Raw genomic sequence first — 26,226 nt, forward strand, 5'->3', positions numbered from 1 at the left:
TATATTTTGACCACTATCCCTGATTCGTTTGTTCCTCCCAACTCGAAACTATTTTCTTTTCACGATAGTGCTGCTTGCCTGAGCGGTACACATAACAACCAAATCGGCAATGTTCACGTGGTATGGCCTTGTAACCACAAAGTGTATAATATCGGCAATATCTTCAGGTCTTAGTGCCTCAAACCCTTGATACACTTTTTCTGCCCTTTCTGAATCTCCCTTAAAACGAACTTCACTAAATTCCGTTTCTACCAAACCAGGATTTATGGCTCCTACCCGAATGTCATAGTCATTTAAATCTAATCGCATACCTTGGTTGATGGCATCAACAGCATGTTTTGAGGCACAATACACATTACCTTTGGGGTAGACTTCTTTGCCAGCCGTAGAACCGATGTTTATGATATGCCCCGCTTTACGTGCAACCATCTGTGGCATCACCGCCTTTGACACATACAAAAGCCCCTTAACGTTGATGTCTAACATAGCATCCCAATCATCAAGGCTTCCTTCATCAACTTTATCCAAGCCATGGGCATTTCCGGCATTGTTAATTAAAACATCTATGTTGGAAAATGGCTCTTTTAAAGACTCAATCTCTTTGAATACAAGATTTTTATCACGAACATCAAAATTCAATGTTGTTACTTCAGTAAGGTTTTCCAATTTCTTTTTTAGTTGGTCAAGCCGTTCTTGTCGACGTCCGCAGAGAATCAATCGGAAACCATTCTCGGCAAAAAGTTCAGCGGTAGCTTTTCCTATTCCACTTGTAGCCCCAGTAATCAATGCAGTTTTCATTATGTGTAATTTTTTATGGTACTTGTTCCCCCTTGCTTGCCTCAAGCAATACGAACCAATCTTCTAATTCTAGTGCTATGGAAACCGCTTCCATAGATGCTTTTAAACGCTCCTTTGTTGCCGTGCCTACTACGGGATAAATTCCTACAGGATGTTTTAAAATAAAGGCCAAAAGCAACTGACTTTCGTCTGCGTTATACTTTTCTTTTAAAACTTCCATCACTGCTTTTATGCGGGAGTTCTGCTCATTTTCTTCTCTAAAATAGTTTCCCAGCGGACTCCAAGACATTGCCATTCTATTTTTAGCAATACAATCATCAAAAGTGCCATCATACATGGGTTGGTCATGGGTCAATGAGAACTCTACTTGATTGCCCGTAACCGATAATCTGGTTTCTAGCATTGCTATCTGTGAAGGTGAGAAATTAGAAACCCCAAAAGCTTTTATCTTGCCATCAGCCATAAGTTTTTGAATACCCTCGGCGATTTCATCGGGTTGCATTAACGGGCTCGGTCTATGCAAGAGTAATAAGTCTAGGTAATCTGTTTGTAACTTTTTTAATGATTGTTCCGCTGACCAAATAATATAATCGGCATCATATTGGTAATGGGCTACTTTGTTTTTTCGACCGCTTGTCATTTGTATACCACACTTACTTATCAATTGAATTTTTGACCGGTCTAATCCGCTTTTGGCATAGGCCTTTCCAAAGTCTGTTTCATTTTCATAATCGCCATAAATATCGGCGTGGTCAAAAGTGGTAATTCCAACTTCGACACAGTAATTCATCAAATCTGTTATTTCGGATATTGAAAGCCGTTTTCCCCAACTTCCCCAGGTCATGGTTCCGGCAATAATTTTTGAGTATAAATTAGTTTCTTGCATATGCAGTGAATTTATAAAATTAATCCCTTAAACTCTTCATAAAACTTGGGGTTTCAAAGTTTTTTTAACCAATAATTAACAGGTGAATTTTAAATAAATTTTCATTTTGCACTCTGTTAAAATTCTGAATTAAAATATAAGCAATCACATAATTTCCTATGGAAGAAAATACTACGATAGACATAAGCGCCGTAAACGAAAAAATTGCTCAAGAAAGTGCTTTTATAGACCTACTTACACTGGAAATGAATAAAGCCATTGTTGGGCAAAACCATATGATCGAGCGACTGCTCATAGGGCTGTTAGGGCAAGGTCATATTTTACTGGAAGGTGTGCCGGGTTTAGCAAAAACATTGGCTATTAATACCTTGGCAAAGGCTGTCAAAGGTAGTTTTAGTAGAATTCAGTTTACCCCTGATCTTTTACCTGCAGATGTTGTAGGTACGATGATCTACAATATAAAAGAGAACGATTTCTCGATTAAAAAAGGACCCATTTTTGCCAATTTTGTATTGGCAGATGAAATCAACCGTGCGCCCGCAAAAGTGCAATCTGCGCTACTAGAGGCAATGCAAGAAAAGCAGGTTACCATTGGCGATGAGACTTTTAAACTAACGCCTCCATTCTTGGTAATGGCTACGCAAAACCCTGTTGAACAAGAAGGAACTTACCCTTTGCCAGAAGCCCAGGTCGACCGTTTTATGCTGAAAACAGTTATAGATTATCCAAAACTCAACGAAGAACAATTGATCATACGCCAAAACCTCAACGGGGGAGGTGAGGCCATTAAGCCGGTAATTACCGTTAAACAGATTCTTAGTGCCCAAAAGGCAGTTCGCGAGGTTTATATGGATGAGAAAATTGAAAAATATATTCTTGATATCGTTTTTGCTACTCGATATCCAGAAAAATATAACCTTGAAAATTTAAAACCCCTTATTAGTTTTGGGGCTTCCCCGAGAGGAAGTATCAACCTTGCCAATGCTTCTAAGTGCTATGCATTTATTAAACGAAGAGGATATGTAATTCCCGAAGACGTCCGTGCCGTCGTACATGACGTTCTTCGTCATAGAATAGGAATTACATACGAGGCCGAAGCAGAGAATATTACTTCAGAAGAAATCATAAACAAGATTGTAAACGAGGTTGAAGTGCCTTAAATCAGTTGTCAGTGAAACGGCAAAAAGTGCTTAAAGCTGCATTACAAGCATTGACCGCTGCATACTAATCCCTGTTTACTGAACTAAATGAATACAAAAGAGTTACTTAAGAAAGTACGGAAGATTGAGATCAAGACACGACGGTTGTCTGATCATATCTTTGGAGGAGAGTACCACTCTACCTTTAAGGGGCGGGGTATGACGTTTAGCGAAGTAAGGCAATATCAATTTGGTGATGACGTACGTTCCATAGACTGGAATGTTACCGCACGCTATAACGAACCATACGTTAAAGTATTTGAAGAAGAGCGTGAGCTGACAATGATGCTCATGGTAGATGTTAGTGGCTCTGAACTTTTTGCAACTACCAATCAGTTTAAGAAAGACGTGCTTACCGAAATATCGGCCACCCTGGCTTTCTCGGCAATGCAGAACAATGATAAAGTAGGTCTTATTTTATTCTCCAACGAAGTAGAGCTTTTTATTCCTCCAAAAAAAGGAAAAAGTCATGTGCTTAGAATTATTCGTGAACTACTAGAGTTTAAGCCTCAAAGTAAAGAAACCAATATTGCCGAAGCACTTAAATTTCTTACCAATGTGATGAAGAAAAAGGCAATCGTTTTTGTTCTCTCAGATTTTATTGCTGATGATTACGACAATACACTTCGCATTGTAGGAAATAAACATGATGTTACGGGTATTCGGGTTTATGACGAAAAAGAAGAATATATTCCGAATCTAGGAATGATTCAGGTGCAGGACACCGAAACTGGTGGGGTCAAATTAGTAAATACTAGCTCAAAAAAAGTGCGCCATGAATATTGGCGCTACCATTTAGAAAAAGTGGATTACTTTAATAATGCATTCACAAAGTCTGGAAGCGGTGTTATTGATTGCCGCGTAGATGAAAGCTATGTGAAAAAGTTGTTGGGCTATTTTAAACGAAGAGGTTAATACATGAGAGTTCAAAATTTAAAGTTCAATGTTCAATGTTTTGCAAGGGTCGCTTGCAAGGCTATTACGTTTTGCTTTTTAATTTCTTCTCTTTCTAATTATGCCCAAGACTCAAGAGTTTCAGCTGAGATAGATACTACCACAATTAAGATAGGAGAACAGATGCAGTACAAAATAACTGTAGAAACAGACTCTTTAAACCTTGTTTATTTCCCTGAAGACCAAACTTTTTCTCCTGTAGAAATGGTTGAGGCACTGAAAATAGATACCACAAAAAATAAAGACAGGGTTACTTTGCAACGAATTTATGCCCTTACACAATTTGACAGCGGAGCCTATACTATTCCACCCCAACGTATTGCCATAAACGAAGAACCATTTTTTACCGATTCTTTTAGAATTAGAGTCGGAGATGTAGCAGTAGATACCACAAAGCAGAAGCTATACGATATTAAACCGCTCATTGAGGTGGAGAAAAACAATGCCAAACTCTGGATAATTGCCTTTTTTATTTTATTGGGAGTGTTTATACTCGGTGCTCTGGTCTACTGGTTTTTCTTGAGAAAAAAACCATTGACAGAAGAAGAAAAAGTAGCCCTGCTACCGCCTTTTGATCGTGCACTTTTACAGTTGAAAGAGTTAGAAAATTCACGGTATTTAATTCAAGATGAATACAAAAAATACTATTCGGAACTTACCGATATCGTACGTTCTTACTTAGAGGAAGATGCCCACGTATCGGCCCTAGAAAGTACTACCGACCAACTTATTGAAAAATTAGAACTTTTAAAAGATGCCGGAGAACTGGCCATTGAAGATGAAACTTTAACGCAATTCAAAAAAGTTTTACAAACAGCAGATTTGGTAAAGTTCGCGAAATCAAAGCCGCCTACATCGGTAGCCGAACAAGACCGCATTTTAGTTGAAAATATTGTTGTTAAAACCAAAGAAGCACTCCCTGAACCCACAGAAGAAGAATTGCTTCAAAATGAAGCGTATCTAGAAGAACTCGAAAAGAAAAAACAACGCAAGCGCATCTATATTGCTGCGGCCGTTTTTGGTGGTTTAGTATTACTTGGTGGTGGAGCTTCCCTTGCTTATTATGGTTTTAAAACTGTTAAAGACACTGTTTTCGGTTATCCCACAAAAGATTTATTAGAGGGAGAATGGGTAAATAGTTCTTATGGCTATCCCCCAATAGATATAGAAACTCCAGAAGTTTTAATAAGACAAGACCAAGAGTTGCCCGATGAAGTTCGCGAGGCCCTAAAAAGCATTCAGATATTCTCTTCTGGCAGTACACTCGGTGTCTTTTCCGTTACCGCCAGTTCGGCCACTTTCAAAGAACAAAAAGAGGCCAATTTTGAAGGAGCTATCGGGAACGCACTTGCTACTTTTGAAGCTCAGGGAATTAGAAATATCATTCCAAAACAAGAAGAATTTGTTTCAAAATCTGGTGTACAGGGCATAAAGACCTATGGATCTGGGCAATACCAAGACCCCTTATCAAAAGACAAAAAGAAAATTAAATACGCCATTGTACTTTTTGGAGGCAAAGGTTTTATGCAACAAGTACTAATGACTTGGGAAGATGGTGATGACTATGCGGAAAAAATTGTTGAACGAATATTGGCTTCGGTCGATGTAAAAACGCAGGCTTAATGTTAGAGAATATAGAGTTTGCAAATCCCGGATTGTTTTGGTTGCTGTTACTGTTGCCTTTAGCAATATTGTGGTACATACTTACACGCAAAAGTCAGGTAGCTTCTTTAAAAATATCAAGTGCCAAAGGGTTTAGAACTTCAAATTTTCTTTCCAAGCTCAAACCCTTGCTTTTCGTGCTGCGACTTTTAGCACTTGCCGCGGTGATTAGCGCCTTGGCCAGGCCTCAAACCAAAGAAGTTTCTACTAGAACGAAAACCACAAAGGGTATTGACATTGTAATGGCTATAGATGTTTCTTCAAGTATGCTGGCCAGAGATTTAAAGCCTAATAGGTTAGATGCCCTTAAAGATGTTGCGGAAGACTTTATCAGAAAACGCCCAAACGATAGAATAGGTCTTGTGGCCTATGCGGGTGAAAGCTATACCAAAACACCCATCACAAGTGATAAGTCCATTGTTTTAGCCGCGTTAAGAGATATCGATTATGGTCAGCTTGAAGACGGTACTGCAATTGGTATGGGTCTAGCTACTTCGGTCAATAGACTGAAAGAAAGTAAGGCTATTAGTAAAGTGATTATTCTTTTGACCGATGGTGTAAACAATGCTGGTTTTATAGAACCCCAAACTGCTGCAGACCTAGCTGTCGAATACGATATTAAGACGTATACGATAGGGTTAGGAACGAACGGAAACGCACTTACACCTATCGCTTATAAACGTGATGGTACCTTCCAGTTCGGAATGCGACAAGTAGAAATCGATGAAGGTTTATTACAAGATATTGCGGACCTCACGGGCGGAAAGTACTTTAGGGCAACCGACAATGACAAGCTTGAAGAAATTTATGATGAAATAAATAAGTTAGAAAAGACCGAAATTGAAGAATTCAAGTATACTAAATACGAAGAAAAGTTCAGGCCATGGGTGTTTCTGGCCGGAATTTTGTTACTATTAGAATGGATCTTAAGAGCAACAATATTTAAAAGTTTTATATAAAAATGGTGCAATTCGACGAAAAATTATACTTCTACCTATTGGGCATAGTTCCGGTATTGGTATTGCTTTTTCTTATGTTGCAAGTTTGGAAAAAAAGCAAACAAAGAGAGTTCGCAGATGCTCAATTACTAAAGCGCTTAGCACCTGAAAAATCTACTTTTAAATCCACTTTAAAGCTTATTTTTCTTTTACTGGGGCTAACCTTCTTGACCCTTGGTTTGGTAAATCCGAAAATCGGCACAAAATTAGAGACCGTAAAACGCGAGGGGGTAGATATCGTTTTCGCCGTAGATGTTTCTAAAAGTATGTTGGCCGAAGATATCGCACCAAATCGTATTGAAAAATCAAAGCGATTGGTTTCAGAAATCATCAACCAATTAGCCAGTGACCGCATTGGTATTATTGCTTATGCCGGTCAAGCCTACCCGCAATTACCTATTACAACAGATTATGGGGCCGCAAAAATGTTTTTACAGAGCATGAATACCGATATGCTCTCTTCACAGGGCACCGCAATAAATTCTGCCATAGAACTGGCGACTACTTTTTATGACGATGCAGAACAGACCAATCGGGTGCTATTTATCATTTCTGATGGTGAAGACCACTCTGAGGGCACAACAATAGATGCCGTTGAAAAGGCAACGGAAAATGGTATTCGAATTTTCACTATTGGTGTTGGTAAGCCCAAAGGTGCTCCTATTCCTATTAAAAGAAGAGGTGTTGTTGAAAGTCTAAAGAAAAATTCACAAGGCGAAGTGGTTATTACAAAATTGAATGAAACTGTACTTGATGCCATAGCCCAAGAAGGTAACGGACAATATATCAACGGATCGAATACCGAAGAAGCTGTAGAATTTATCAAGGAACAGCTGAACCAAATGGATAAAAAAGAATTCGAGGCCAAGCAATTTGCAGAATACAAAGACCAATTTCAATGGTTTCTTGCTATCGGACTTTTATTTTTATTTTTAGATATTTTTCTTTTGGATAGAAAAACAAAGTGGCTGAAAAAATTGAATCTTTTTAATGAACATGACGATGAGTAGGATAAAACTAGTTTTGACAATTACACTTTTGTCTTTCTGTGCAGTTCAAGCCCAAGAAGAAGACAAAAAAGCACAGCGCGAAGCAGAAAAGGCTCTACGCGAATCAAAAAATATCACTTACGAGGCAAACGAAAATCTAACCCAAAACGATTTTATAAATGCAGAAGCAGACTACAGAAGAGCGATATCTAAAAGTCCTGAAAATATTGCTGCACCTTATAATTTAGGGCGTGCATACTACAATAGGGAAAGTTATTCAGAAGCTTTCGGAAAGTTTAAACAAGCAGGCGAAAAGGCCTCTTCTAAAAGCGAAAAACACAAGGCCTATCACAATATGGGCAATGTGTTTATGAACAACAAAGAATACGAAAAAGCGGTTGAAGCTTACAAAGAAGCTCTACGTGCAAACCCTACTGATGAAGAAACCCGATATAACCTTGCACTAGCAAAAGAAATGCTTAAAAAACAGCAAGACGAACAGAAAAACGACCAAAACAAGGACGATAAAAACGATAAAGACAAAAAAGAAGAAGAAAATAAAGACGAAAACAAAGAGGGAGATAATAAAGAAGATCAGGAAGGCGACCAGAAAGACGATAAAAATAAAGATGAAGGTGATGATGGAGATAAAGGCGAGAAAAAGCCTGAAGAAAATAAAGAAGGTGACGGCGATGAAAAAAAAGAACAAAAGCAGAAGCCTAATCAAGGTGATAAGCCAGAACAGAAAAAGAAACCCCGACCAAATCAGCTCTCTAAACAACAGGTTCAAAACCTGTTAGAAGCTATGCAAAACGAAGAAAAAAAGGTACAGGAAAAAATCGATGCCAAAAAAGTAAGGGGCGCTAAAATTAAAAACGAAAAAGATTGGTAATGCGAAGGCTATTCTTCACATATCTATTTTTACTACTACCAGTTTTTCTAATTGGTAACCTTTTGCATGCTCAAGAAGAGATAACTTTTGAAATGAAACTCAGTAAAGATAAGCTCGGTGTCAACGAGCGTTTACGTGTAGAGTTTATCATGAATAAAGATGGCGATAATTTTAACCCTCCAAACTTTAAAGGTTTTAAAGTGGTCATGGGGCCATCGCAATCAATAAGTTCTTCTTGGGTAAACGGCAAAAGAAGTTTTTCAAAATCATATGGTTATATTCTTACCCCAACGGCAACTGGTAATTTTGAAATAGGTCAAGCTACGATAGAAATAGATGGTAAAACCTTTAAAACGGTTCCGAAAAAAATTCAGATAACAGCAGCCGTAGCAAATCCTAATGCTCCTAAAACTGCCAACGATATTGCAGATGAAAATTTACATTTGGTGGCGGAGGTATCCAAAACCAGTCCATATTTAAATGAGGCGGTCACGGTAGTTTATAAACTCTATATCAGCCCATCTGTAAGTGTAACCAATTTTAGGCCTATTGATAGCCCTAAGTATAATAATTTCTGGAGTCAAGACATTCCGGTAAAACGTTATGACACTCAAAATGCTACTTATGATGGTAAACCTTTTAGAAGCGTAATTTTAAAACGGGTGGTACTTTACCCTCAAAAAGCCGGTAAATTAACTATAGAACCGTTAGCCCTTGAGATTTATGTTGATGTACCGACCAACAGAAGAGACTTTTTTGGCGGAAAAATCTTCAAACAAGCTAAAAAAACAGTCTCTGCCGGTAGAAGAACATTAAATGTAAAGAACTTACCTGAGGCAGGAAAACCAGAAGGTTTCGGTGGCGCAGTTGGCGATTTTGACTTCTCTGTGACAACAAGCAAAAGCTCCTTGAACGCTTCAGAATCTTTACAGGCGCGCGTCGAAGTTACCGGAAAAGGAAATTTAAAGCTCTTTCAACTTCCTAAACCTGAACTGCCCAGCGCACTTGAGGTTTATGAACCCGAATTTGATGAGAGCGTAAGAACGACTACTACCGGAATGGAGGGTAAGGTTGCCAACAATTATACCGTAGTGCCCTCTTATCGCGGCAAGTATCCAATACCAAGTATTTCGTTTAGTTATTTTAATCCCAAAACAGGAAAATACAACACCCTCAATTCTGATGAGATAACTATAAACGTTATGGAAGGTCCTGAGGATGCAAATGCCGGTATTGCTGCCAACTCCTCTAATAAAAAACTAATTGTACCAACAGGGAAACAATTTCATTTTATTAAGGTAAACCCCAATTTAAGCACAATTAGAGCAAACTATTTTCTTGGCTCCAATACTTTTTACCTTTTGCTTTTTGGACCTCTTCTTCTAATTCCTTTAGTAATTTTATTGTACAGAAAACGTAAAGAAAAAGAACAAGACGTAGTTGGCAATAAGGTTAAAAAAGCGAATAGGCTTGCTAGAAAGTATTTGTCAACGGCCAAAAAAGAATTGGGCAACGAAGCCAATTTTTATATTGCATTAGAAAAAGCTTTGCACAACTATTTAAAGGCCAAACTTAAAATTGAAACTTCAGAGTTTAGTAAGGAGAAAATCACTTCTTTGCTAACAAGTAAAAAAGTAGATTTGGATACTACAAATAATTTTATCGATTTACTTAAAAACTGTGAATTGGCACGTTACAGTCCATTTACAAATGTGCAAATGCAACAAGATTATGATAGGGCAAGTGAAGTAATTTCTCAAATGGATAAACAATTATGATGAAGAAAAGCATTGTCATTTTAGTTTTATTGTTTGCCTGCACTCTATCGGCACAGAATGAGGTTTTGTTCAGTCGTGCAACAGACTCATACAATACTGGCGATTATGGAAAAGCCATTGAATATTATCAAAAAATTATAGCTAATGGTAAGCATTCGGCCGAACTCTATTTTAATATGGCCAATGCATATTATAAAAGAGATGAAATCGGCCCAAGTATTTATTACTACGAAAAGGCCCTATTACTTAAACCCAATGACCCTGAAATACTCAACAACCTTGGCTACGCTCAAAATATGAGGTTAGACGCTATTGATAAAATGCCCGAGAGTGCCATGGAGCGTTTTTATAATGCTATAATCGGTAAGTTTTCTTTTGACCAATGGGCTTATTTTGGGGTAAGTATGACTATCCTATTTGTACTGGCCTATTTGGCATATTATCTCTTTAATAGTGCCCTTAAAAAACGAATCTCTTTTATCGTAAGCATGGCATCGATATTACTATGTGTTGTTTCTATAAGCTTTGCTTACATGCAGTATGACGCTTTTAACTCGAACAATCCGGCAATTATTTTTGAACGCGAGGTGGCCATTACCTCAGAGCCCAATCAACGAAGTGAACGCATATTCACCCTGCATGAAGGCACTAAAGTAAATGTGCTAGAAGAGCTCAACGACTGGATGAAAATTAAGATTGCAGACGGACAGACCGGATGGGTTCCTTCAGAAAATTTAAAACTGCTAAAGATTTTTTAGCGCAGTATTAACAAAATTTCAATAGCTTTACTATTATCTTTAATTTTCTGAAGTTATTTGATGCTTAAATCGTTCACATTTTCATTGCTTTCGATAATGTTGGTTATTTCTATTCTTGCTCCCTCCATTGAGGTTTTATGCAAATCTAGTTATGACAACATTCTGGTAATGGATTTAAATGAAGAAGAAAATAACAAACAAGAAACCGAGCAAAAGTTTGATCAAAAAGAACTTTTCTTCACAGATTCTATTGAGAGTAGAAGTATCAATTTCTCACAAGAAATTGCCATTATTCAAACAACATTGGTTTCTTATTCCGATTTCTCGGTTGAGATAGTCCTCCCTCCTCCACAAGATTTGATTTAAATCATCCCTTTTTTAAATCTATTTTTAAATTGTCTTCGAAAACCAAAACAACTTAGAAGGCTAAAAACCATTTTTTATGTTTAAGTATATTAAAAACGACTTGCCTGCAAGTATTGTAGTCTTTTTTGTGGCTTTACCGCTCTGTCTGGGTATTGCCTTGGCCAGTGGTGCCCCACTATTTTCTGGTTTAATTGCCGGTATTGTAGGCGGTATTATGGTCGGTGCTTTAAGTGGTTCACAAATTGGGGTCAGTGGCCCTGCTGCTGGACTTGCCGCTATTGTATTGGCCGCAATAGCTACCTTAGGTTATGAAAATTTTTTAGTGGCAGTAGTTTTGGGTGGTGCCATCCAATTACTATTTGGAATACTGCGCTTGGGTATTATTGGTTACTATTTTCCTTCATCAGTGATTAAAGGTATGTTGACAGGTATTGGTATCATTATAATACTGAAACAAATCCCACATTTTTTTGGTTACGATCCTGATCCAGAAGGTGATTTTGCCTTTTTTCAAGTGGATGGAAAAAATACATTCTCTGAAATTTTAGAAACTGTAAACAATATAAGTCCTGGGGCAACTTTAATAGCTTTAATCGGGCTGGGCATTTTATTATTATGGAGCAATGTACTATCAAAAAAAGGTAAATTTTTCCAGCTTGTTCAAGGGCCACTTGTAGCTGTAGTAATTGGAATATTGTTTTATGTTTTCACTAAAAACAATGAAACACTTGCGATATCTGCAGATCATTTAGTAAATGTCCCAGTTCCAGAAGATGCAAGTTCCTTTTTAGCCCAATTTAGTTTTCCAAATTTTGCAGCAATCACAAACCCAGCTGTCTGGTTAACGGCATTCACAATTGCTTTAGTGGCCAGTTTAGAGACATTACTTTGTGTGGAGGCAACGGATAAATTAGATCCGGAAAAACGGGTAACACCAACAAATCGAGAACTTTTAGCACAAGGTACCGGAAACATTGTTTCTGGTCTTATAGGAGGCATTCCTATAACACAGGTAATTGTGCGCAGTTCAGCAAACATTCAATCTGGAGGTAAAACAAAAGCTTCCGCAATTATTCATGGATTCTTTTTATTGATTTCAGTAATGCTCATTCCAAGATTACTGAATATGATTCCTCTTTCTGTTTTGGCCGCAATACTGTTTATAGTAGGTTATAAACTTGCAAAACCAAAACTTTTTAAAACAATGTACCAGCTTGGTTGGAAACAATTTTTACCATTTATTACAACCGTATTGGTCATTGTATTCAAAGATTTACTTTGGGGAATCGGTATTGGCCTTGCAGTTGGTATAGCCGTGATTTTGATAAAAAGCTATCAAAATTCCCATTTCCTTCATATTGAAGGGGAGGATGTTGATGATGGCAAAATTAAGATGACCTTGGCCGAAGAAGTAACCTTTTTTAACAAAGGTGCAATTTTAAAAGAATTGGATAAACTTCCAGAAAATTCATATCTCGAACTTGATGTTACAAAAACAAGATACCTTGATAATGATATCATTGAAATTTTGGAAGATTTTTCGACCAAAGCCAAAAACAAGAATATCAACATAAAGTTGATTTCTGAACGAGGTATTGTGGAAAATCCACCTAGTTATATTGAATTTTTTAAACTAAGACCAAAAACATCTGTATAAATCATGATAACACAAACAAAAGAAACACAAGATGCATTAAGCCCAAATAATGCTATCGCATTATTAAAAGAAGGTAATAGTCGTTTTATCGAAAACAAAAAAGCAGATAGAGATTTGCTAGCACAGGTTAAACAGACTACTTCTGGTCAATATCCATTTGCTACCATTTTAAGTTGCATTGATTCGCGTGTGTCGGCCGAATTGGTTTTTGACCAAGGTGTAGGAGACATTTTCAGTGCCCGGGTTGCTGGGAATATCGTTAATGAAGATATTTTAGGCAGTATGGAGTTTGCCTGCAAATTAGCGGGCACAAAGGTTATTGTTGTACTAGGCCATACAAGCTGTGGCGCAGTAAAAGGGGCTTGTGATGATGCGAAATTAGGTAATCTTACCATTTTACTTCATAAAATTAAAGCTGCGGTCCGCGCGGTAAGCAACCCAATTGACGAGGAGTCAAGAAACTCAAAAAATATTAAATTTGTAAATGCGGTCGCCGAGAAAAATGTTCAGCTCACTATTGAAGATATACGAAGCTTAAGCCCTGTTTTAAAAGATATGGAAGACAACGGTGAAATTGCCATTGTTGGTGCTATGTACGATATCGCCGATGGCAAAGTGCATTTTATGTAAAAGATTCATAACTTAAAATTTAGGGGCATTGGTTTGATTATCATTGCCCTTTGTTTTTTTCTAAATTAGTAGCATAAAACATATTTCTTACAAAAACTTACTCATGTTCAAACATTTAAAAGGAGATCTTTTCGGGGGAATTACCGCAGGAATTGTAGCATTGCCCTTAGCTTTGGCTTTTGGGGTAAGCTCTGGCCTAGGGCCAAGTGCCGGATTGTATGGAGCCATATTTATAGCATTTTTTGCAGCTCTATTCGGGGGTACAAATACCCAAATTTCAGGTCCGACAGCCCCGATGACGGCTGTAAGTATGTTAGTCATTGCAGGGATTATCGCCGCAAACGATGGTGATGTAACTACTGCTTTACCCGCTATTCTTACTGTTTTTTTATTGGCCGGGCTAATGCAAATAGGCTTAGGGATATTAGGCTTAGGAACGTATATTAAATACATTCCTTACCCTGTTGTATCTGGTTTTATGACCGCTATTGGCATCATTATATTGGTCACTCAAATACTACCGGCCGTAGGATATTATCCAAAAGAGGATATGGACTATGTTTCACAGTATAGCGCTGTTGCCGAAGAAAAAATTCTAGAAAATATTTTAAGTGATGAGCGTAAAGAGGGTGCTTTAGTTTTAGAGAATTTTGAAAAAACCATAATCCGAGCAGAAGGTACTACAGAAGCTGATGTTCTTAAAGAAGCCAAAACCATAGCAGCAAATAATGCTTCAGGGGTTTTGGGTACTTTTAAAGTTTTAGGTCGTGCATTAAAAAATATTAATTGGTTGGAACTTGCCTTGGCCTTGGCCACCATTATTATCATTTACGGATTTAAACGTATTACCACCGCAGTACCAAGCACTTTAGTTGCGCTGGTTCTGGTATCAGCAATTGCATATGGTTTTGGTTTAAATTATCGCCCTATAGAAGAAATCCCCAGTGGACTACCCGTACCTAATTTGCAGATATTTACTTCTTTTAGTCTAGGTGCCATTACACCCTATTTTTTTACTGCACTAACCCTTGCGCTATTAGGAGCTATAGACTCTTTATTAACTTCGGTTATTGCAGATAATATGACTCAAACCAAACACAAACCGAATAAAGAACTGGTAGGGCAAGGTATTGGTAATAGTATTGCTGCGCTTTTTGGAGGAATTCCAGGTGCTGGTGCCACTATACGCACAGTAGTGAACATAAATTCTGGAGGTAAAACAAAACTTTCAGGGATGGTAGCAGGTGTGTTATTACTGATAGTACTTTTGGCCTTAGGCCCTATTGCTTCACAAATACCTGCGGCAGTTTTAGCAGGTATTCTAATCACTGTAGGTATCGGTGTTATGGATTATAAGGGGTTAAGAGCAATACCCCATATGCCAAAAGACATAAAATTGGGTCCACTAAAGTTAAGTTCAGAAGTAATTATTATGCTTGTTGTAATGGTGCTTTCCTCGGTTTGGAATTTGGTTTACGCTGTGGGAATAGGGTTGATACTGGCTTCCTTATTGTTTATGAAAAAAATTGGAGACCTTACGGCAAAACAATCTGGCTTAAAATTACTGAAAGAAATTCCATGGGCAGATGAAAAAGAATTTCCTTCTAAATTAAAAGAAGAAGTTTTTATTAAACACGTAAACGGTCCCTTGTTTTTTGGTTCTAATAATGAATTTCAAATTCTGGCGGCACAAATTCCTGATACCGCCAACACCGTTATTATTAGAATGGATAAAATGGAGTATTTAGACCAATCTGGGCTTTACACTTTTGATGATGTGCTTCAAGATCTTGTTAAAAAAGGCATTAAAGTATTGTTTGTTGCTGTTTTAGAACAGCCAAGACTTATGATGGAGCGTATAGATATTATTCCAGACCTTATTCCAGAAGAACATATTTTTAAAAACTTTCACACTTGCCTGCAATGGGTACAAGAAAATATTAGAGATGAAAACTAGCTTAGATTTCTAACTAGGTAGAGGATAAAAAAAGCACTAAATTTGTCCGCTAATAGTGCCAGTAACAATGATTGAGACTATAAAAGAACATTTAGCCGAAGTTGAAAAATTTACTTCAACATCAAAAGATGAAATCGAAAATTTCCGAATCAAGTATTTAGGGAAGAAAGGTTTGTTGAATGATTTCTTTGCCGAATTCAAAAATGTTCCTAATGAGCAAAAGAAGGAATTTGGTCAGGTCATCAATCAATTAAAAACTACAGCTACAGATAAGGTAAATTCTTTGAAAGCAGCTTTAGAAAATCAAACTGAGACAAAGGGCAAGTATGGTGATTTAACCCGACCGGGGGAGCCTGTAGAAATTGGAGCTAGACATCCTATTTCAATTGTAAAAAATCAGATTATAGATATCTTTTCAAGAATAGGTTTTAATGTATCTGAAGGTCCTGAAATTGAAGATGATTGGCATAATTTTACAGCACTAAATCTACCAGAATATCACCCTGCACGTGATATGCAAGATACCTTCTTTATACAAAAAGATCCAGATATTTTGCTGCGCACCCACACCTCATCTGTACAAGTGCGCTACATGGAAAATAACCAACCTCCTATTCGAACAATTTCTCCTGGCAGAGTGTATCGAAACGAAGCTATTTCGGCTCGATCACATTGCTTTTTTCACCAAGTAGAGGGTTTATATGTAGATAAAGATGTTTCGTTTGCCGATTTAAAACAGACCTTACAATATTTTACTACGGAACTATTTGGAAAATCTAAAATCAGACTTCGTCCATCATACTTTCCATTTACCGAACCAAGTGCAGAAGTAGATGTTTACTGGGGCCTAGAAACCGAAACCGACTATAAAATGACTAAGGGAACAGGTTGGTTAGAGATTATGGGCTGCGGAATGGTAGACCCCAACGTTCTGCAAAATTGTGGAATTGATTCTGAGGTTTATTCTGGTTTTGCCTTTGGTATGGGCATAGACCGTATTGCCCTATTACTTCATCAAATTTCAGATATTAGACTATTAAGCGAAAATGATGTGCGTTTTCTAGAACAGTTTAAAAGTGCGTTATAGTGCCACTTTATGAAAAAAGATATTGAAATTCCTGTTGCAAAAGACGTTTACGTAGCTATTGTTCATGAATGGAATAAAGAATTTCTATCCAAAGACTGGAACGCCTATATCATCAATAACAGAAAGACACCTATTGAGATGGCAATTGTTGTCTCTAAAGGTTATGACGGTGATAAAAAGACATCTACCATGCGCTATGCTTTTGGTCTTGTAAAAGCCAAAGGGTACGAGAAAATAGAAATGGTAACAGAAGATGTGCTGGGTCTGACCAATGAATTTTATGTCACTTATTATGCCGATAATAAGTTGTACGAAAAACGCTTTGTTTTCAAAAAAGGCGCTGTTACAGTTAATAACTTAGTAAACATTCCGTTACTAGAAATGGAAGGGATTTTTGCTGTATAAAAGGCATCGCTTACACGGTTTCTACTTAAATTAACCAACTAATCCGGTAGTTTTCTGAAAACTAAAATCAATTATTCGGTAAGATATGACTGTCATAAACCTTTCTTGGTTATGGCTCATATCAACTGACCGTGATCAAACCACACCCAAAATCTTCTCGGGCATTAAAAGTAAAATACAATCCAAACTTAAAAAAAGAGTACTAAAATCGTATCTTCATAATCCTAGATACAAGAACTTATTAAACATCAATCAAAAATGAAGGAACACAATTTCAAAAAGGCACTATTTACTGTTTTAACAATAGTACTTACATTATTTTTTAGCTTTAGTAGTAAAGCTCAAAAGGAAACTAAGCTTATGCACCAACCCGCATTGAGCGACTCGCACATTGCTTTTGTATATGCCCAAGATCTTTGGGTGGCCAATAGAGATGGGTCTAACCCAAAACGTCTTACTATTGATGAAGGAGTAGAGTCTAGCCCTATATTCTCGCCAGATGGAAGTATGATCGCTTTTAATGCGGAGTACGACGGCAATTCAGACGTTTATATAATACCGACCAAAGGAGGAATTCCGAAGAGACTGACCTGGCACCCATATAACGATTTGGTCCGTGATTTTACACCTGATGGAAAAAATATCTTATTCGCTTCAAGGCGTAATTCACATACCAATAGATATTTTCAGCTGTATACCGTTCCCATTAATGGTGGTGCAACCACGCAATTGCCGATACCAAATGCTTTTTGGGCGGCGTACTCTAGTGATAAGCAATATGTGGCCTATACCACAATTTTTGACACTTTTACCCAGTGGAAGTACTATCGCGGTGGGCGTACCTCCCGCATTTGGGTGTATAACACCGATGACCACAAGGTTGTAGAAGTGCCAAAACCACAAGGAGGCAGTAATGATACCCAACCTCAATGGATGGGTGAAGACGTCTTTTTTAGAAGTGACAGAGATGGTGAGTTTAATCTTTTCAGTTACAATACCGTATCTAAGACCATTAAAAAGCATACCGATTACAAAGATTTTCCGGTGATCAATGCTAAAACACATAAAAACTCTGTCATTTATGAGCATGCCGGCACCTTACATATTTATGATACCGCTTCTGAGACCGATAAAAAATTGACCCTTACCATTAATACAGATTTATTAGAACTGCGTGAGCGCTACGTATCTGGGCAACAGTATGTGCGCTCGGGCAATATCTCTCCTTCGGGGGCTAGAGTGGTGCTTGATTTTAGGGGAGATATTGTTACCCTACCAGCAAAAAAAGGTGATGCTGCCAACCTGACCCAGACCACTGGAGTGCATGAAAAATTTCCATCATGGTCGCCTGACGGAAAACACATTGCCTACTTTTCGGATGTTTCAGGAGAATATCAACTTCATGTGAAAACAACTGCCAATGGTATCGTTCGCCAAATAAAGCCAGGTGGAACAGGTTTCTATGGAAATATTCATTGGTCACCCGATAGTAAAAAAGTAAGTTATGTAGATAATGGTCGTAACCTATATCTGACCAATGTAAGCTCAAAAAAAACGGTTAAGATTGCTCAAGACGATCAGTTCTTCCCTGGTGACCTTAGAGATTTATTCAGTGATTGGTCTTTTGATTCTAATTGGATCGCCTACACTAAAATAATAGATACCAATTTTGAGAAGGCCTTTTTGTATTCTATATCAGAAAATAAGTCTTACGAGCTTACCGATGGTCTATCTAATGTTACACAGCCAACGTTTGACCCAAGCGGAAAATACATTTATCTGACCGCTTCGACAGATGCTGGCCCACTTGTAAATTGGTTTGACCAATCTAACATAGATAAAGAATTGACTACTGCTTTATATGCCATTACCCTTCAAAAAGATGTGGTTTCTCCCCTAAAAAAAGAGAACAACGTTGAAGAGGGTACCGCTGAGAAAAAAGATGACGACGATAAAAAAGACAAATCCAAAAATAAAACACTTGAAGCCACTAAACTGCTAAAAATAGATTGGGAAGGTATTCAAAATAGAATGTTGGCTTTACCCGTAGAAGAAGGAGTTTTTGATAATCTGTCATCGGTAAAAGAAGGAGAATTATATTATGTTTCTTCCTCCTTTCATTCCAGTGATGCAAAAATGTATAAGTTCACTTTTGAGAAAAAGGAAGCAGAGGAGTTATTCCCATTGAATTACTATGAAATTGCCGCAGGAGGTAAAAAAATGTTTTACAATAGCGGTAGGTCTTGGTATGTTTCCGATTTAGGCAAAAAGGCCGATGGAGGTCCTTTAGATTTAAGCAGTATCTCCATTAAAATTGACCCTAAAGAAGAATGGAAGAATATATTTAATGAAGCTTGGCGGGTCAACAGAGACTATTTTTATGACCCTGGCATGCATGGTGTTGATTGGGATGCCATGAAAGTCAAATACCAACCGCTCATTGCCCATGCTTCCTGTAAAGACGATTTGTATCGGGTGATGCAATGGATGTTTAGTGAACTTGCCGTTGGGCATCATCGTTTCGGGAGTGATGGAGATCAATTAAATAACCCCGATAGAGTCTCAGGCGGTCTATTAGGTGCCGATTATAAAGTAGAGAACAACCGTTATCAAATAAGCAAAATCTACGGCGGATTAAACTGGACCCCAGGTTTAAGGTCTCCTTTAACCGAACCAGGTGTTGCGGTTAATGAAGGTGATTATATTATTTCAGTTAATGGTAAAAATGTATCTGGGTCAGATAATCTTTATAGTTTCTTTGAAAATACGGCAGAAAAATTAGTCGATTTAAAAGTAAGTTCTTCTGCAGACGGAAGTAATTTTAGAACTTATGAGGTCACTCCCCTAAGAACGGAATGGGCCATTAGAAACAGAGATTGGGTAGAAGGCAATATGAAAAAGGTACATGAAGCTACAAACGGCGATGTTGCTTACGTATATGTGCCAAACACCTCAGTGGCCGGCTTTGAGTATTTCAAGCGTTATTTTTATCCACAAGCAAATAAAAAAGCAATCATTATTGATGAGCGCTTTAATGGCGGTGGCTCCTTGGCAGATTATTATATTGATATTCTTAAACGCCCTGAACAGGCGTATTGGAACTTTAGATATGGTAACGATTTAAAATCACCAAGTGCATCTATTCAGGGTCCAAAAGTGATGATTGTAGACGAAACAGCAGGCTCTGGTGGAGACTATTTGCCTTGGATGTTCCGTAAGTTTAAAATGGGCACCATTGTAGGGAAAAGAACCTGGGGTGGTCTAGTCGGTGTTTTAGGCTATCCAGAATTTATCGATGGTGGTGTTGTTACCGCACCCAACGTTGCTTTCTATACCGAAAACGGATTCAGGGTCGAAAACGAAGGAGTACCCCCTGATGTTGAAGTAGAACAGCTGCCGGAAATGGTGATTAAAGGGCATGACCCACAATTGGAAAAAGCTATTGAAATCGTAGTGAAACAATTAAAGGAAAATCCGCCAAAAAAAATGGTGAGACCTGCCTATCCAGATAAGACCAAAAACTAAACTTTATATTCTCAAACAGATTTCCTCCTTTTGTTGTTATCAAAAGGAGGAATCTTGCTGAGTTAACCCATAACTAAGACTCTTCGATTTCTACAAGGCGCAGAAAACTAAAAAGTATGATTAATTTCTTCAGAAAAATTCGTCAAAATCTACTTTCGCAAAACAAATTTTCTAAATATCTCCTTTATGCTTTTGGGGAAATCTTGCTGGTTGTAATCGGTATTCTAATAGCGCTACAAATCAATAATTGGAACGAGCATAAAAAACAGAAAGTTCAAGAAATAACACTTTTAAAACAGTTGAAATCCGACTTGGTTGAAAATCAAAGAGAGATTGAAGAACTGAAAGAGCGTATTGAAATCAATCGCTCTGCGATGGATACCGTTGTGGTGAAACTTCGAAAAAAAGAATACAATCCTACTTTTGATTTATTGGTAACCCTGATACACCGTAAAAGTTATTTTAACAATGCAAATTCTGGTTACAGACTTATTGGCAACGGCTTGGCGCCAATACTATCAAATGACAGTATCTTAAATGGTGTTTTACAATTGTACGAAAAAGATTTTGCCAATATTATTACTAGACAAAATCTAATGAACACGACTATTGACAACCGTGTTTATCCACTTACTAATAGGCTGTTTAAAACTAAGCCCTTGAGTATAAAGTTCGAATCACTTGATGGGGCCGCTACGGATGTTTTTACGCCATTAAATTTTGAATCATTATCTGACAATAATCAGTATATAAACACACTTCTACAATTAAAGAGAATCATTGAAGAACGTTTAAATTTAATGGACCAGACCAAGAACAATGTAGAAAAAATGATTCTGCGCATCGAAGAGGAAATTAAACTCAAAAGCAATGATTAACTTTTTTCGTAAAATTCGGAAGAACGGGCTTAAGGAAGGAAAAGTAACAAAGTATTTACTCTATGCTTTAGGCGAAATTCTTTTGGTGGTTATAGGTATTCTTATCGCATTATGGATAAATAACAAAAGTGAGAATGCAAAGGCACTTGACAATGAAAAAATTCTAATTCAAAAACTTGAGGAAGAAAACAAAGTGAACCTTAACACCATGAAAACCAATATTGAATATAGAACAGAACTGCCATCTATTCTGGAGGATTTTAGCCAATTTTTAGCAAGTCAACCCGTTGAAGAAAAAAATGACCTCTTAGTAGATTTTCTTGATGAAACTTTACAAACCTCAACATACTCTTACCCTAGAATAAATTTAACGAATTACATAAATTTGTCCAATTCATACTATTCTGACTTTACCAAAGAGCTCACTATATTGAACGATTATCAAAAAAGTTTAGAGCAAATCTCAGAGAAAGGTGCTGAAATTAAAATTGAAAATTTTATAACCCCTTTAAAATCAGAAATAGACTTTAATAGCTTACAAATTGCTAGCTACGATATTTTTAAATCACTTGAATTCAAAAATAATATTATACTCATTACAAGTGTTGAAGAAGAAATTACAAGACAATTTGATCAAACCTACAATCAGGCCAAAAGGGTAGATTCTTTAATTGCCGAAAAATTAAAATATTAACTTTTTTGATTGCCTTTTATTTCCACGTTTTAAAAGGATGTTTCGCTAGTCTCGAATTGTAATAGTTGACGTCACCTGTCACCTCATCGCCCAACCAATCTGGTTTTTCAAAAGTTTCATTTTCATGTTGCAACTCAATTTCTGCGACTACCAAACCTTGATTGTCACCCAAAAACTCATCAACTTCAAAAAGATGATTGCCGACAGGTATTTCATACCGTATCTTTTCGACAATGCCAGGCTCACACAACTTCAATAAATTATCCGCTTCATTTTTGCTCATCTCATGTTCCCATTCAAAACGAGTTGTTCCGCTAGCATTCCCTTTGCCTTTTACAGTTAGGTAGCCTTTGTCACCTTTAAGACGAACGCGAACGGTTCTTTCGGGATGCGTGTTTAAAAACCCTTGAACAATTCGAGTATGTAAAGAAGCCTCATTTTTATAGGTGCTGGAGCTGACCAAAAACTTCCTTTCTATTTCTGTATCATCCATTTTTGACAATTTCTTTAAGTTCGTCAGAAAGAATCCTCTTTTTATCAAAATCATTATTGGCCAACCATTGCATTGCAAGCGCGATAGTCTTCGGGTGTATGACACGATACTTTTTTAATGGGCCTAAAAACAAAAAGTTTAAGGCAGACATCAATTTTTTTGAAACATACTCGCGAGGTCTTTTTTCATCTCTGTGCCCCCCTATCATCGAGGGCTGAACAATATGGGTTTTCGGTATATCAATCTCTAAAACTTCATCTTCCATTTCACCTTTGATACGGCTATAAAAAATATTGCTTGTAGCATCGGCCCCTAAAGCAGATACCACAATTAGAGTAGGTATTCTATTTGATTTACAAAGTTCCGCAGCAGCTATGGGAATACCATAATCAATTTCTTTATAACGTTTCTTATTGGGGGTTTTTGCATTGGTACTTCCTAAACAGCAAAAAACTTCATCGGCCTTAAAGTGTTCTTTCTTGGTTTTTAAGGCTAATAAATCACAAATATGTTCCGTTATCTTGGGATTGTCTTTATTTACCGAACGCCTTGAAAAAAGAATAACTTTTTTATAGCGTGTATCGGCCAAAAGAAGGTCTAACAAAATACCTCCGACCAAGCCCGTAGCACCTAATACAATTGCCGTTTTTTCTGCTGTTTTCATCCACCTAAATATAGCCTAAATTTGAAGTATGGAGTTCGATTTTCCACTTCGAAAGATTATTCATGTAGATATGGATGCTTTTTATGCATCGGTAGAACAGCACGACAATCCAGATTTAAAGGGAAAACCTGTTGCAGTTGGCGGAGGCTCTAAACGAGGTGTAGTTTCAGCTGCAAGCTATGAAGCCCGTAAATTTGGGGTTCGGAGTGCCATGAGCAGTTATATTGCCCAACGTAATTGCCCCGATTTGATTTTTGTAAAACCCAGATTTGACCGTTATAAAGAAGTCTCACAACAGGTACGAGCTGTCTTCTTTGAATATACAGATTTGGTCGAGCCACTTTCTTTAGATGAAGCTTATTTGGATGTCACCAAAAACAAAACCGGAAACCCTTCGGCGACCTTAATCGCTCAAGAGATTCGGCAAAAAATTTTAGCTAAAACCGGATTAACCGCCTCGGCCGGAATATCAATAAATAAGTTCATTGCCAAAGTTGCCAGCGATTATAATAAACCCAACGGGCAGAAGACCGTAAATCCGGAAGAAGTACTTGCATTTTTAGAGGATTTGGAAATACGTAAATTTTATGGTGTTGGAAAAGTTACCGCTGAAAAAATGTATAAACTCGGCATTTTTACCGGCAAGGATTTGAAGCAAAAATCCTTGGAATTTCTTGATGCCAATTTTGGTAAAAGTGGTAGTTACTATTACAACGTTGTTAGAGGTATTCATCTGAGTGAGGTAAAACCGCACCGTATTCCGAAATCGGTCGGAGCAGAACGTACTTTTAGAGAAAACCTGAGTAGCGAAATTTTTATGTTGGAGCGCCTTGAGCATATTGCTATAGAGCTTGAGCGAAGACTTCTAAAATCAAAGATTGCGGGAAAAACCATTACCCTAAAAATCAAGTACAGTGATTTTACCTTACAGACCAGAAGCAAAACCTTGCCTTATTTTATTGCCGACAAAGAACTTATTCTAGAAACCGCCAAAGAGTTGTTATACCAAGATAATCTTGAAAATTCTGTACGCTTGTTAGGCATTTCATTGGCCAATTTAAATACCGATAAAAAAAAGACCGAAAAAGCGGTAGAAACGAAGCAGCTATCGGTACAATTGAAGTTTGATTTTTAAAGCTACATGCCTTTTACCGATACCGTTAAAAACCAAATAATCACTGAAGAAAGAAAAATACCCAGAGCATTGGCCATGAACGCTTTTTTACGCTCTATTTTAAATAGATATGAAGCTATGGTGCCAGCATAAACCCCTGTGCCCGGCAATGGAATCATTACAAAAAGTACAAGCCCAAAAAAACCATATTTTTTGATTTTGTCCTTTGTCCCCAGTTTCGCTCTTTGTGCTACCCATACCGCAGCTCTCTTGTAGGGCCGCCATTTGACCAGAATTTGGTTGATGTAGTCTAAAAAGAACATCATTATGGGAAATACCAAAAGATTGGCCAGAAAGCATGCCGCTAAAACCAAATAGCTGTTGACCCCCTTCGCAATACCAAAGGGAATACCAACTTTAGATTCCCCAAAGGGAGAAATACTCCAAAGCACGGCCATTAATAGGTCTACAAACACAGCAACAATTTATTGCTAAGCTACGCTTGAAAATGGCATTAGTTGCTAATTAATATCCTAAAAATTGATTAAAGTTTTAAAGGCGCTAAACCATACTATAAAACCCTCTCTCATTAGTAAATTTATTCATTCTCTTCCTAGACAGACTAGTCTTTATTATCTTTATATCATGCAAAAAACCAATATCAAACAACATATCGTCAATGTTGCCAGTAAACTCTTTTATACCCAAGGTTACAATGCCACTGGTATCAATGAAATCATAGCAAAATCAGAGATTGCAAAAGCGACACTTTACCATCATTTTAAATCTAAAGAAGATATTTGCATTGCTTATTTAGAGCAAAGGCATAAAATATTCTTGGGCGCCCTAAAAGAATTTACCGACAAAGCCAACAAAGGAAGACCGCAATTGATATGCATTTTCGATTATCTAAGAAACAGTTATCGAGAAGGTGAATTTCATGGTTGCTGGGCCATTAAAACCCTTTCAGAATTGCCACCTCAAAACCAAAAAATTCTTACCGTTATTCAAAGACAGAAAAAAGAATTACTGTTGTTTTTAGGGGAAGTTGTGGGTGATAATATTGCCAACATCTCTATTGCCGAAACAGAAAAAATTTCTGGCGGTATTTATTTACTTTATGAAAGTGCTATAACTGAAACTCATCTCCATAAAAACGATTGGCCAATACATTTGGCAAAAAGCCTTGCGCCTTCTTTATTTGCAGAAGCGCAGTTGGTCAACTAAAAAAGCCCTATAACCATTAAAGTCATAGGGCTTTTTAAAATAATAAACACTTACTTATTTTACAATCAAGGTATTGTCTGTAGCTGTTGGGTTCAACGGACAGAAATAAACATACTCCCCTTTGCTTAAGGTAGTAGGTTTTGATGTCTGTGAAGAGTTAGTTCCCACAGGTGCCGTAACATAGGCCGTTTGAATGTGATTTTCGGGCTTGCTAATATCTTTACCTTTCTCAACCAATACAAAACCTACATTGTGGTCAACGCCATTATTGGCAATTTCGAACACATAAGTACCTGCAGATACTGTCACTTGTTTTTGGGTAAATTCACCCTCGGTTTGTTCTAAGGCAATGGTTTTAACAGCTTTGTCAACCATTTTATCTTTCATCATTTTGTCTTGGGCATTTACTGTAAATACGCTTCCTACAGCTAGAACTAAAATTGCTATTACTTTTTTCATCTTTTTTGTTTTTACTATTGTTGTTTAATTGTCTAGTCCTGAAATATGGCTACAGGTTAAAAATAGATTTACGCTGTTAATTTATATACCATATTAGGTGTTTTGTATTCTAAAGATAAATGTAATCTTATTTCATTGTATAGATTGATTGCATTT

25 protein-coding genes are annotated in these 26,226 nt (G+C 37.3%); 19 read left to right on the forward strand and 6 right to left on the reverse strand.

Translation table 11 applies throughout. The annotated features are described in order from the left end of the window. Positions 1-48: 48 nt before the first annotated feature. Both ACFSQJ_RS06865 and ACFSQJ_RS06870 read right to left on the reverse strand, forming a co-directional pair. A complete protein-coding gene (locus tag ACFSQJ_RS06865) occupies positions 49-798 on the reverse strand; it encodes an SDR family NAD(P)-dependent oxidoreductase (RefSeq protein WP_377766216.1) in 750 nt (249 codons plus the stop codon). Positions 799-811: 13 nt separating this feature from the next. Next, on the reverse strand, positions 812-1,684 hold the full coding sequence (locus tag ACFSQJ_RS06870; RefSeq protein WP_377766217.1) for an aldo/keto reductase: 873 nt from the start codon (positions 1,682-1,684) through the stop codon (positions 812-814). 158 nt (positions 1,685-1,842) lie between these two features. Between ACFSQJ_RS06870 and ACFSQJ_RS06875 the strand changes: the two genes are divergently transcribed. The 17 genes from ACFSQJ_RS06875 (at position 1,843) to ACFSQJ_RS06955 (ending at position 22,113) form a co-directional block, all read left to right on the forward strand. Then, positions 1,843-2,844, forward strand: coding sequence for an AAA family ATPase (locus ACFSQJ_RS06875; protein ID WP_377766218.1), 1,002 nt, complete (start codon positions 1,843-1,845; stop codon positions 2,842-2,844). A gap of 87 nt (positions 2,845-2,931) precedes the next feature. Next, entirely contained in the window at positions 2,932-3,798 is an 867-nt protein-coding gene (locus ACFSQJ_RS06880) for a DUF58 domain-containing protein (protein WP_350289692.1), read from the forward strand. Between the two features lie 3 nt (positions 3,799-3,801). Beyond that, a complete protein-coding gene (locus ACFSQJ_RS06885) occupies positions 3,802-5,460 on the forward strand; it encodes a hypothetical protein (RefSeq protein ID WP_377766219.1) in 1,659 nt (552 codons plus the stop codon). Then, positions 5,460-6,458, forward strand: a complete 999-nt coding sequence (locus ACFSQJ_RS06890; RefSeq protein ID WP_377766220.1) for a vWA domain-containing protein — start codon at positions 5,460-5,462, stop codon at positions 6,456-6,458. The genes ACFSQJ_RS06885 and ACFSQJ_RS06890 overlap by 1 nt, the downstream gene beginning before the upstream one ends. 2 nt (positions 6,459-6,460) lie before the next feature. Then, positions 6,461-7,507, forward strand: coding sequence for a VWA domain-containing protein (locus tag ACFSQJ_RS06895; RefSeq protein ID WP_377766221.1), 1,047 nt, complete (start codon positions 6,461-6,463; stop codon positions 7,505-7,507). Further along, entirely contained in the window at positions 7,500-8,378 is an 879-nt protein-coding gene (locus ACFSQJ_RS06900) for a tetratricopeptide repeat protein (protein ID WP_377766222.1), read from the forward strand. Before ACFSQJ_RS06895 ends, ACFSQJ_RS06900 begins: the two co-directional genes overlap by 8 nt. Beyond that, positions 8,378-10,156 (forward strand): BatD family protein, encoded by a 1,779-nt coding sequence (locus ACFSQJ_RS06905; protein ID WP_377766223.1) that lies wholly within the window; start codon positions 8,378-8,380, stop codon positions 10,154-10,156. Before ACFSQJ_RS06900 ends, ACFSQJ_RS06905 begins: the two co-directional genes overlap by 1 nt. Beyond that, positions 10,153-10,914 (forward strand): SH3 domain-containing protein, encoded by a 762-nt coding sequence (locus ACFSQJ_RS06910; protein ID WP_377766224.1) that lies wholly within the window; start codon positions 10,153-10,155, stop codon positions 10,912-10,914. The genes ACFSQJ_RS06905 and ACFSQJ_RS06910 overlap by 4 nt, the downstream gene beginning before the upstream one ends. A 60-nt stretch (positions 10,915-10,974) precedes the next feature. After that, positions 10,975-11,280 carry a hypothetical protein gene (locus ACFSQJ_RS06915; protein ID WP_377766225.1) on the forward strand — a complete coding sequence of 102 codons (306 nt, stop codon included), beginning with the start codon at positions 10,975-10,977 and terminating at the stop codon, positions 11,278-11,280. 76 nt (positions 11,281-11,356) lie between these two features. Continuing rightward, a complete protein-coding gene (locus ACFSQJ_RS06920) occupies positions 11,357-12,937 on the forward strand; it encodes a SulP family inorganic anion transporter (protein WP_377766226.1) in 1,581 nt (526 codons plus the stop codon). 3 nt (positions 12,938-12,940) lie between these two features. Next, positions 12,941-13,567, forward strand: coding sequence for a carbonic anhydrase family protein (locus ACFSQJ_RS06925; protein WP_377766227.1), 627 nt, complete (start codon positions 12,941-12,943; stop codon positions 13,565-13,567). Between the two features lie 103 nt (positions 13,568-13,670). After that, positions 13,671-15,524 (forward strand): SulP family inorganic anion transporter, encoded by a 1,854-nt coding sequence (locus tag ACFSQJ_RS06930; RefSeq protein ID WP_377766228.1) that lies wholly within the window; start codon positions 13,671-13,673, stop codon positions 15,522-15,524. Positions 15,525-15,591: 67 nt separating this feature from the next. Further along, positions 15,592-16,611, forward strand: coding sequence for a phenylalanine--tRNA ligase subunit alpha (pheS, locus tag ACFSQJ_RS06935; protein ID WP_377766229.1), 1,020 nt, complete (start codon positions 15,592-15,594; stop codon positions 16,609-16,611). A 9-nt stretch (positions 16,612-16,620) separates the two neighbouring features. Next, complete coding sequence (locus tag ACFSQJ_RS06940; protein WP_377766230.1) at positions 16,621-17,016, forward strand: hypothetical protein; 396 nt, start codon at positions 16,621-16,623, stop codon at positions 17,014-17,016. Between the two features lie 258 nt (positions 17,017-17,274). After that, positions 17,275-20,541, forward strand: a complete 3,267-nt coding sequence (locus ACFSQJ_RS06945; protein ID WP_377766231.1) for a S41 family peptidase — start codon at positions 17,275-17,277, stop codon at positions 20,539-20,541. Positions 20,542-20,657: 116 nt separating this feature from the next. Continuing rightward, positions 20,658-21,419 (forward strand): DUF6090 family protein, encoded by a 762-nt coding sequence (locus tag ACFSQJ_RS06950; RefSeq protein WP_377766232.1) that lies wholly within the window; start codon positions 20,658-20,660, stop codon positions 21,417-21,419. After that, on the forward strand, positions 21,412-22,113 hold the full coding sequence (locus ACFSQJ_RS06955) for a hypothetical protein (protein WP_377766233.1): 702 nt from the start codon (positions 21,412-21,414) through the stop codon (positions 22,111-22,113). The genes ACFSQJ_RS06950 and ACFSQJ_RS06955 overlap by 8 nt, the downstream gene beginning before the upstream one ends. Positions 22,114-22,129: 16 nt before the next feature. Here ACFSQJ_RS06955 and ACFSQJ_RS06960 read toward each other — a convergent pair whose 3' ends face one another. Continuing rightward, on the reverse strand, positions 22,130-22,606 hold the full coding sequence (locus ACFSQJ_RS06960; RefSeq protein WP_377766234.1) for a CYTH domain-containing protein: 477 nt from the start codon (positions 22,604-22,606) through the stop codon (positions 22,130-22,132). Then, entirely contained in the window at positions 22,599-23,270 is a 672-nt protein-coding gene (locus ACFSQJ_RS06965; RefSeq protein WP_377766235.1) for an NAD-dependent epimerase/dehydratase family protein, read from the reverse strand. The genes ACFSQJ_RS06960 and ACFSQJ_RS06965 overlap by 8 nt, the downstream gene beginning before the upstream one ends. 28 nt (positions 23,271-23,298) lie before the next feature. Between ACFSQJ_RS06965 and dinB the strand changes: the two genes are divergently transcribed. Further along, complete coding sequence (gene dinB, locus ACFSQJ_RS06970; RefSeq protein ID WP_377766236.1) at positions 23,299-24,405, forward strand: DNA polymerase IV; 1,107 nt, start codon at positions 23,299-23,301, stop codon at positions 24,403-24,405. 2 nt (positions 24,406-24,407) lie between these two features. On the opposite strand, the gene ACFSQJ_RS06975 is transcribed toward dinB, so the two are convergent. Continuing rightward, a complete protein-coding gene (locus ACFSQJ_RS06975; protein WP_377766237.1) occupies positions 24,408-24,860 on the reverse strand; it encodes a COG2426 family protein in 453 nt (150 codons plus the stop codon). A gap of 169 nt (positions 24,861-25,029) precedes the next feature. Here ACFSQJ_RS06975 and ACFSQJ_RS06980 point away from each other — a divergent pair, with 169 nt between their 5' ends. Next, complete coding sequence (locus ACFSQJ_RS06980; protein WP_377766238.1) at positions 25,030-25,611, forward strand: TetR/AcrR family transcriptional regulator; 582 nt, start codon at positions 25,030-25,032, stop codon at positions 25,609-25,611. Positions 25,612-25,665: 54 nt separating this feature from the next. Here ACFSQJ_RS06980 and ACFSQJ_RS06985 read toward each other — a convergent pair whose 3' ends face one another. Then, positions 25,666-26,070 (reverse strand): plastocyanin/azurin family copper-binding protein, encoded by a 405-nt coding sequence (locus ACFSQJ_RS06985; protein ID WP_377766239.1) that lies wholly within the window; start codon positions 26,068-26,070, stop codon positions 25,666-25,668. Positions 26,071-26,226: the final 156 nt, after the last annotated feature.

Origin of the sequence: Croceitalea marina (genome assembly GCF_042684265.1) — a bacterium.
GTDB lineage: Bacteria > Bacteroidota > Bacteroidia > Flavobacteriales > Flavobacteriaceae > Croceitalea > Croceitalea marina.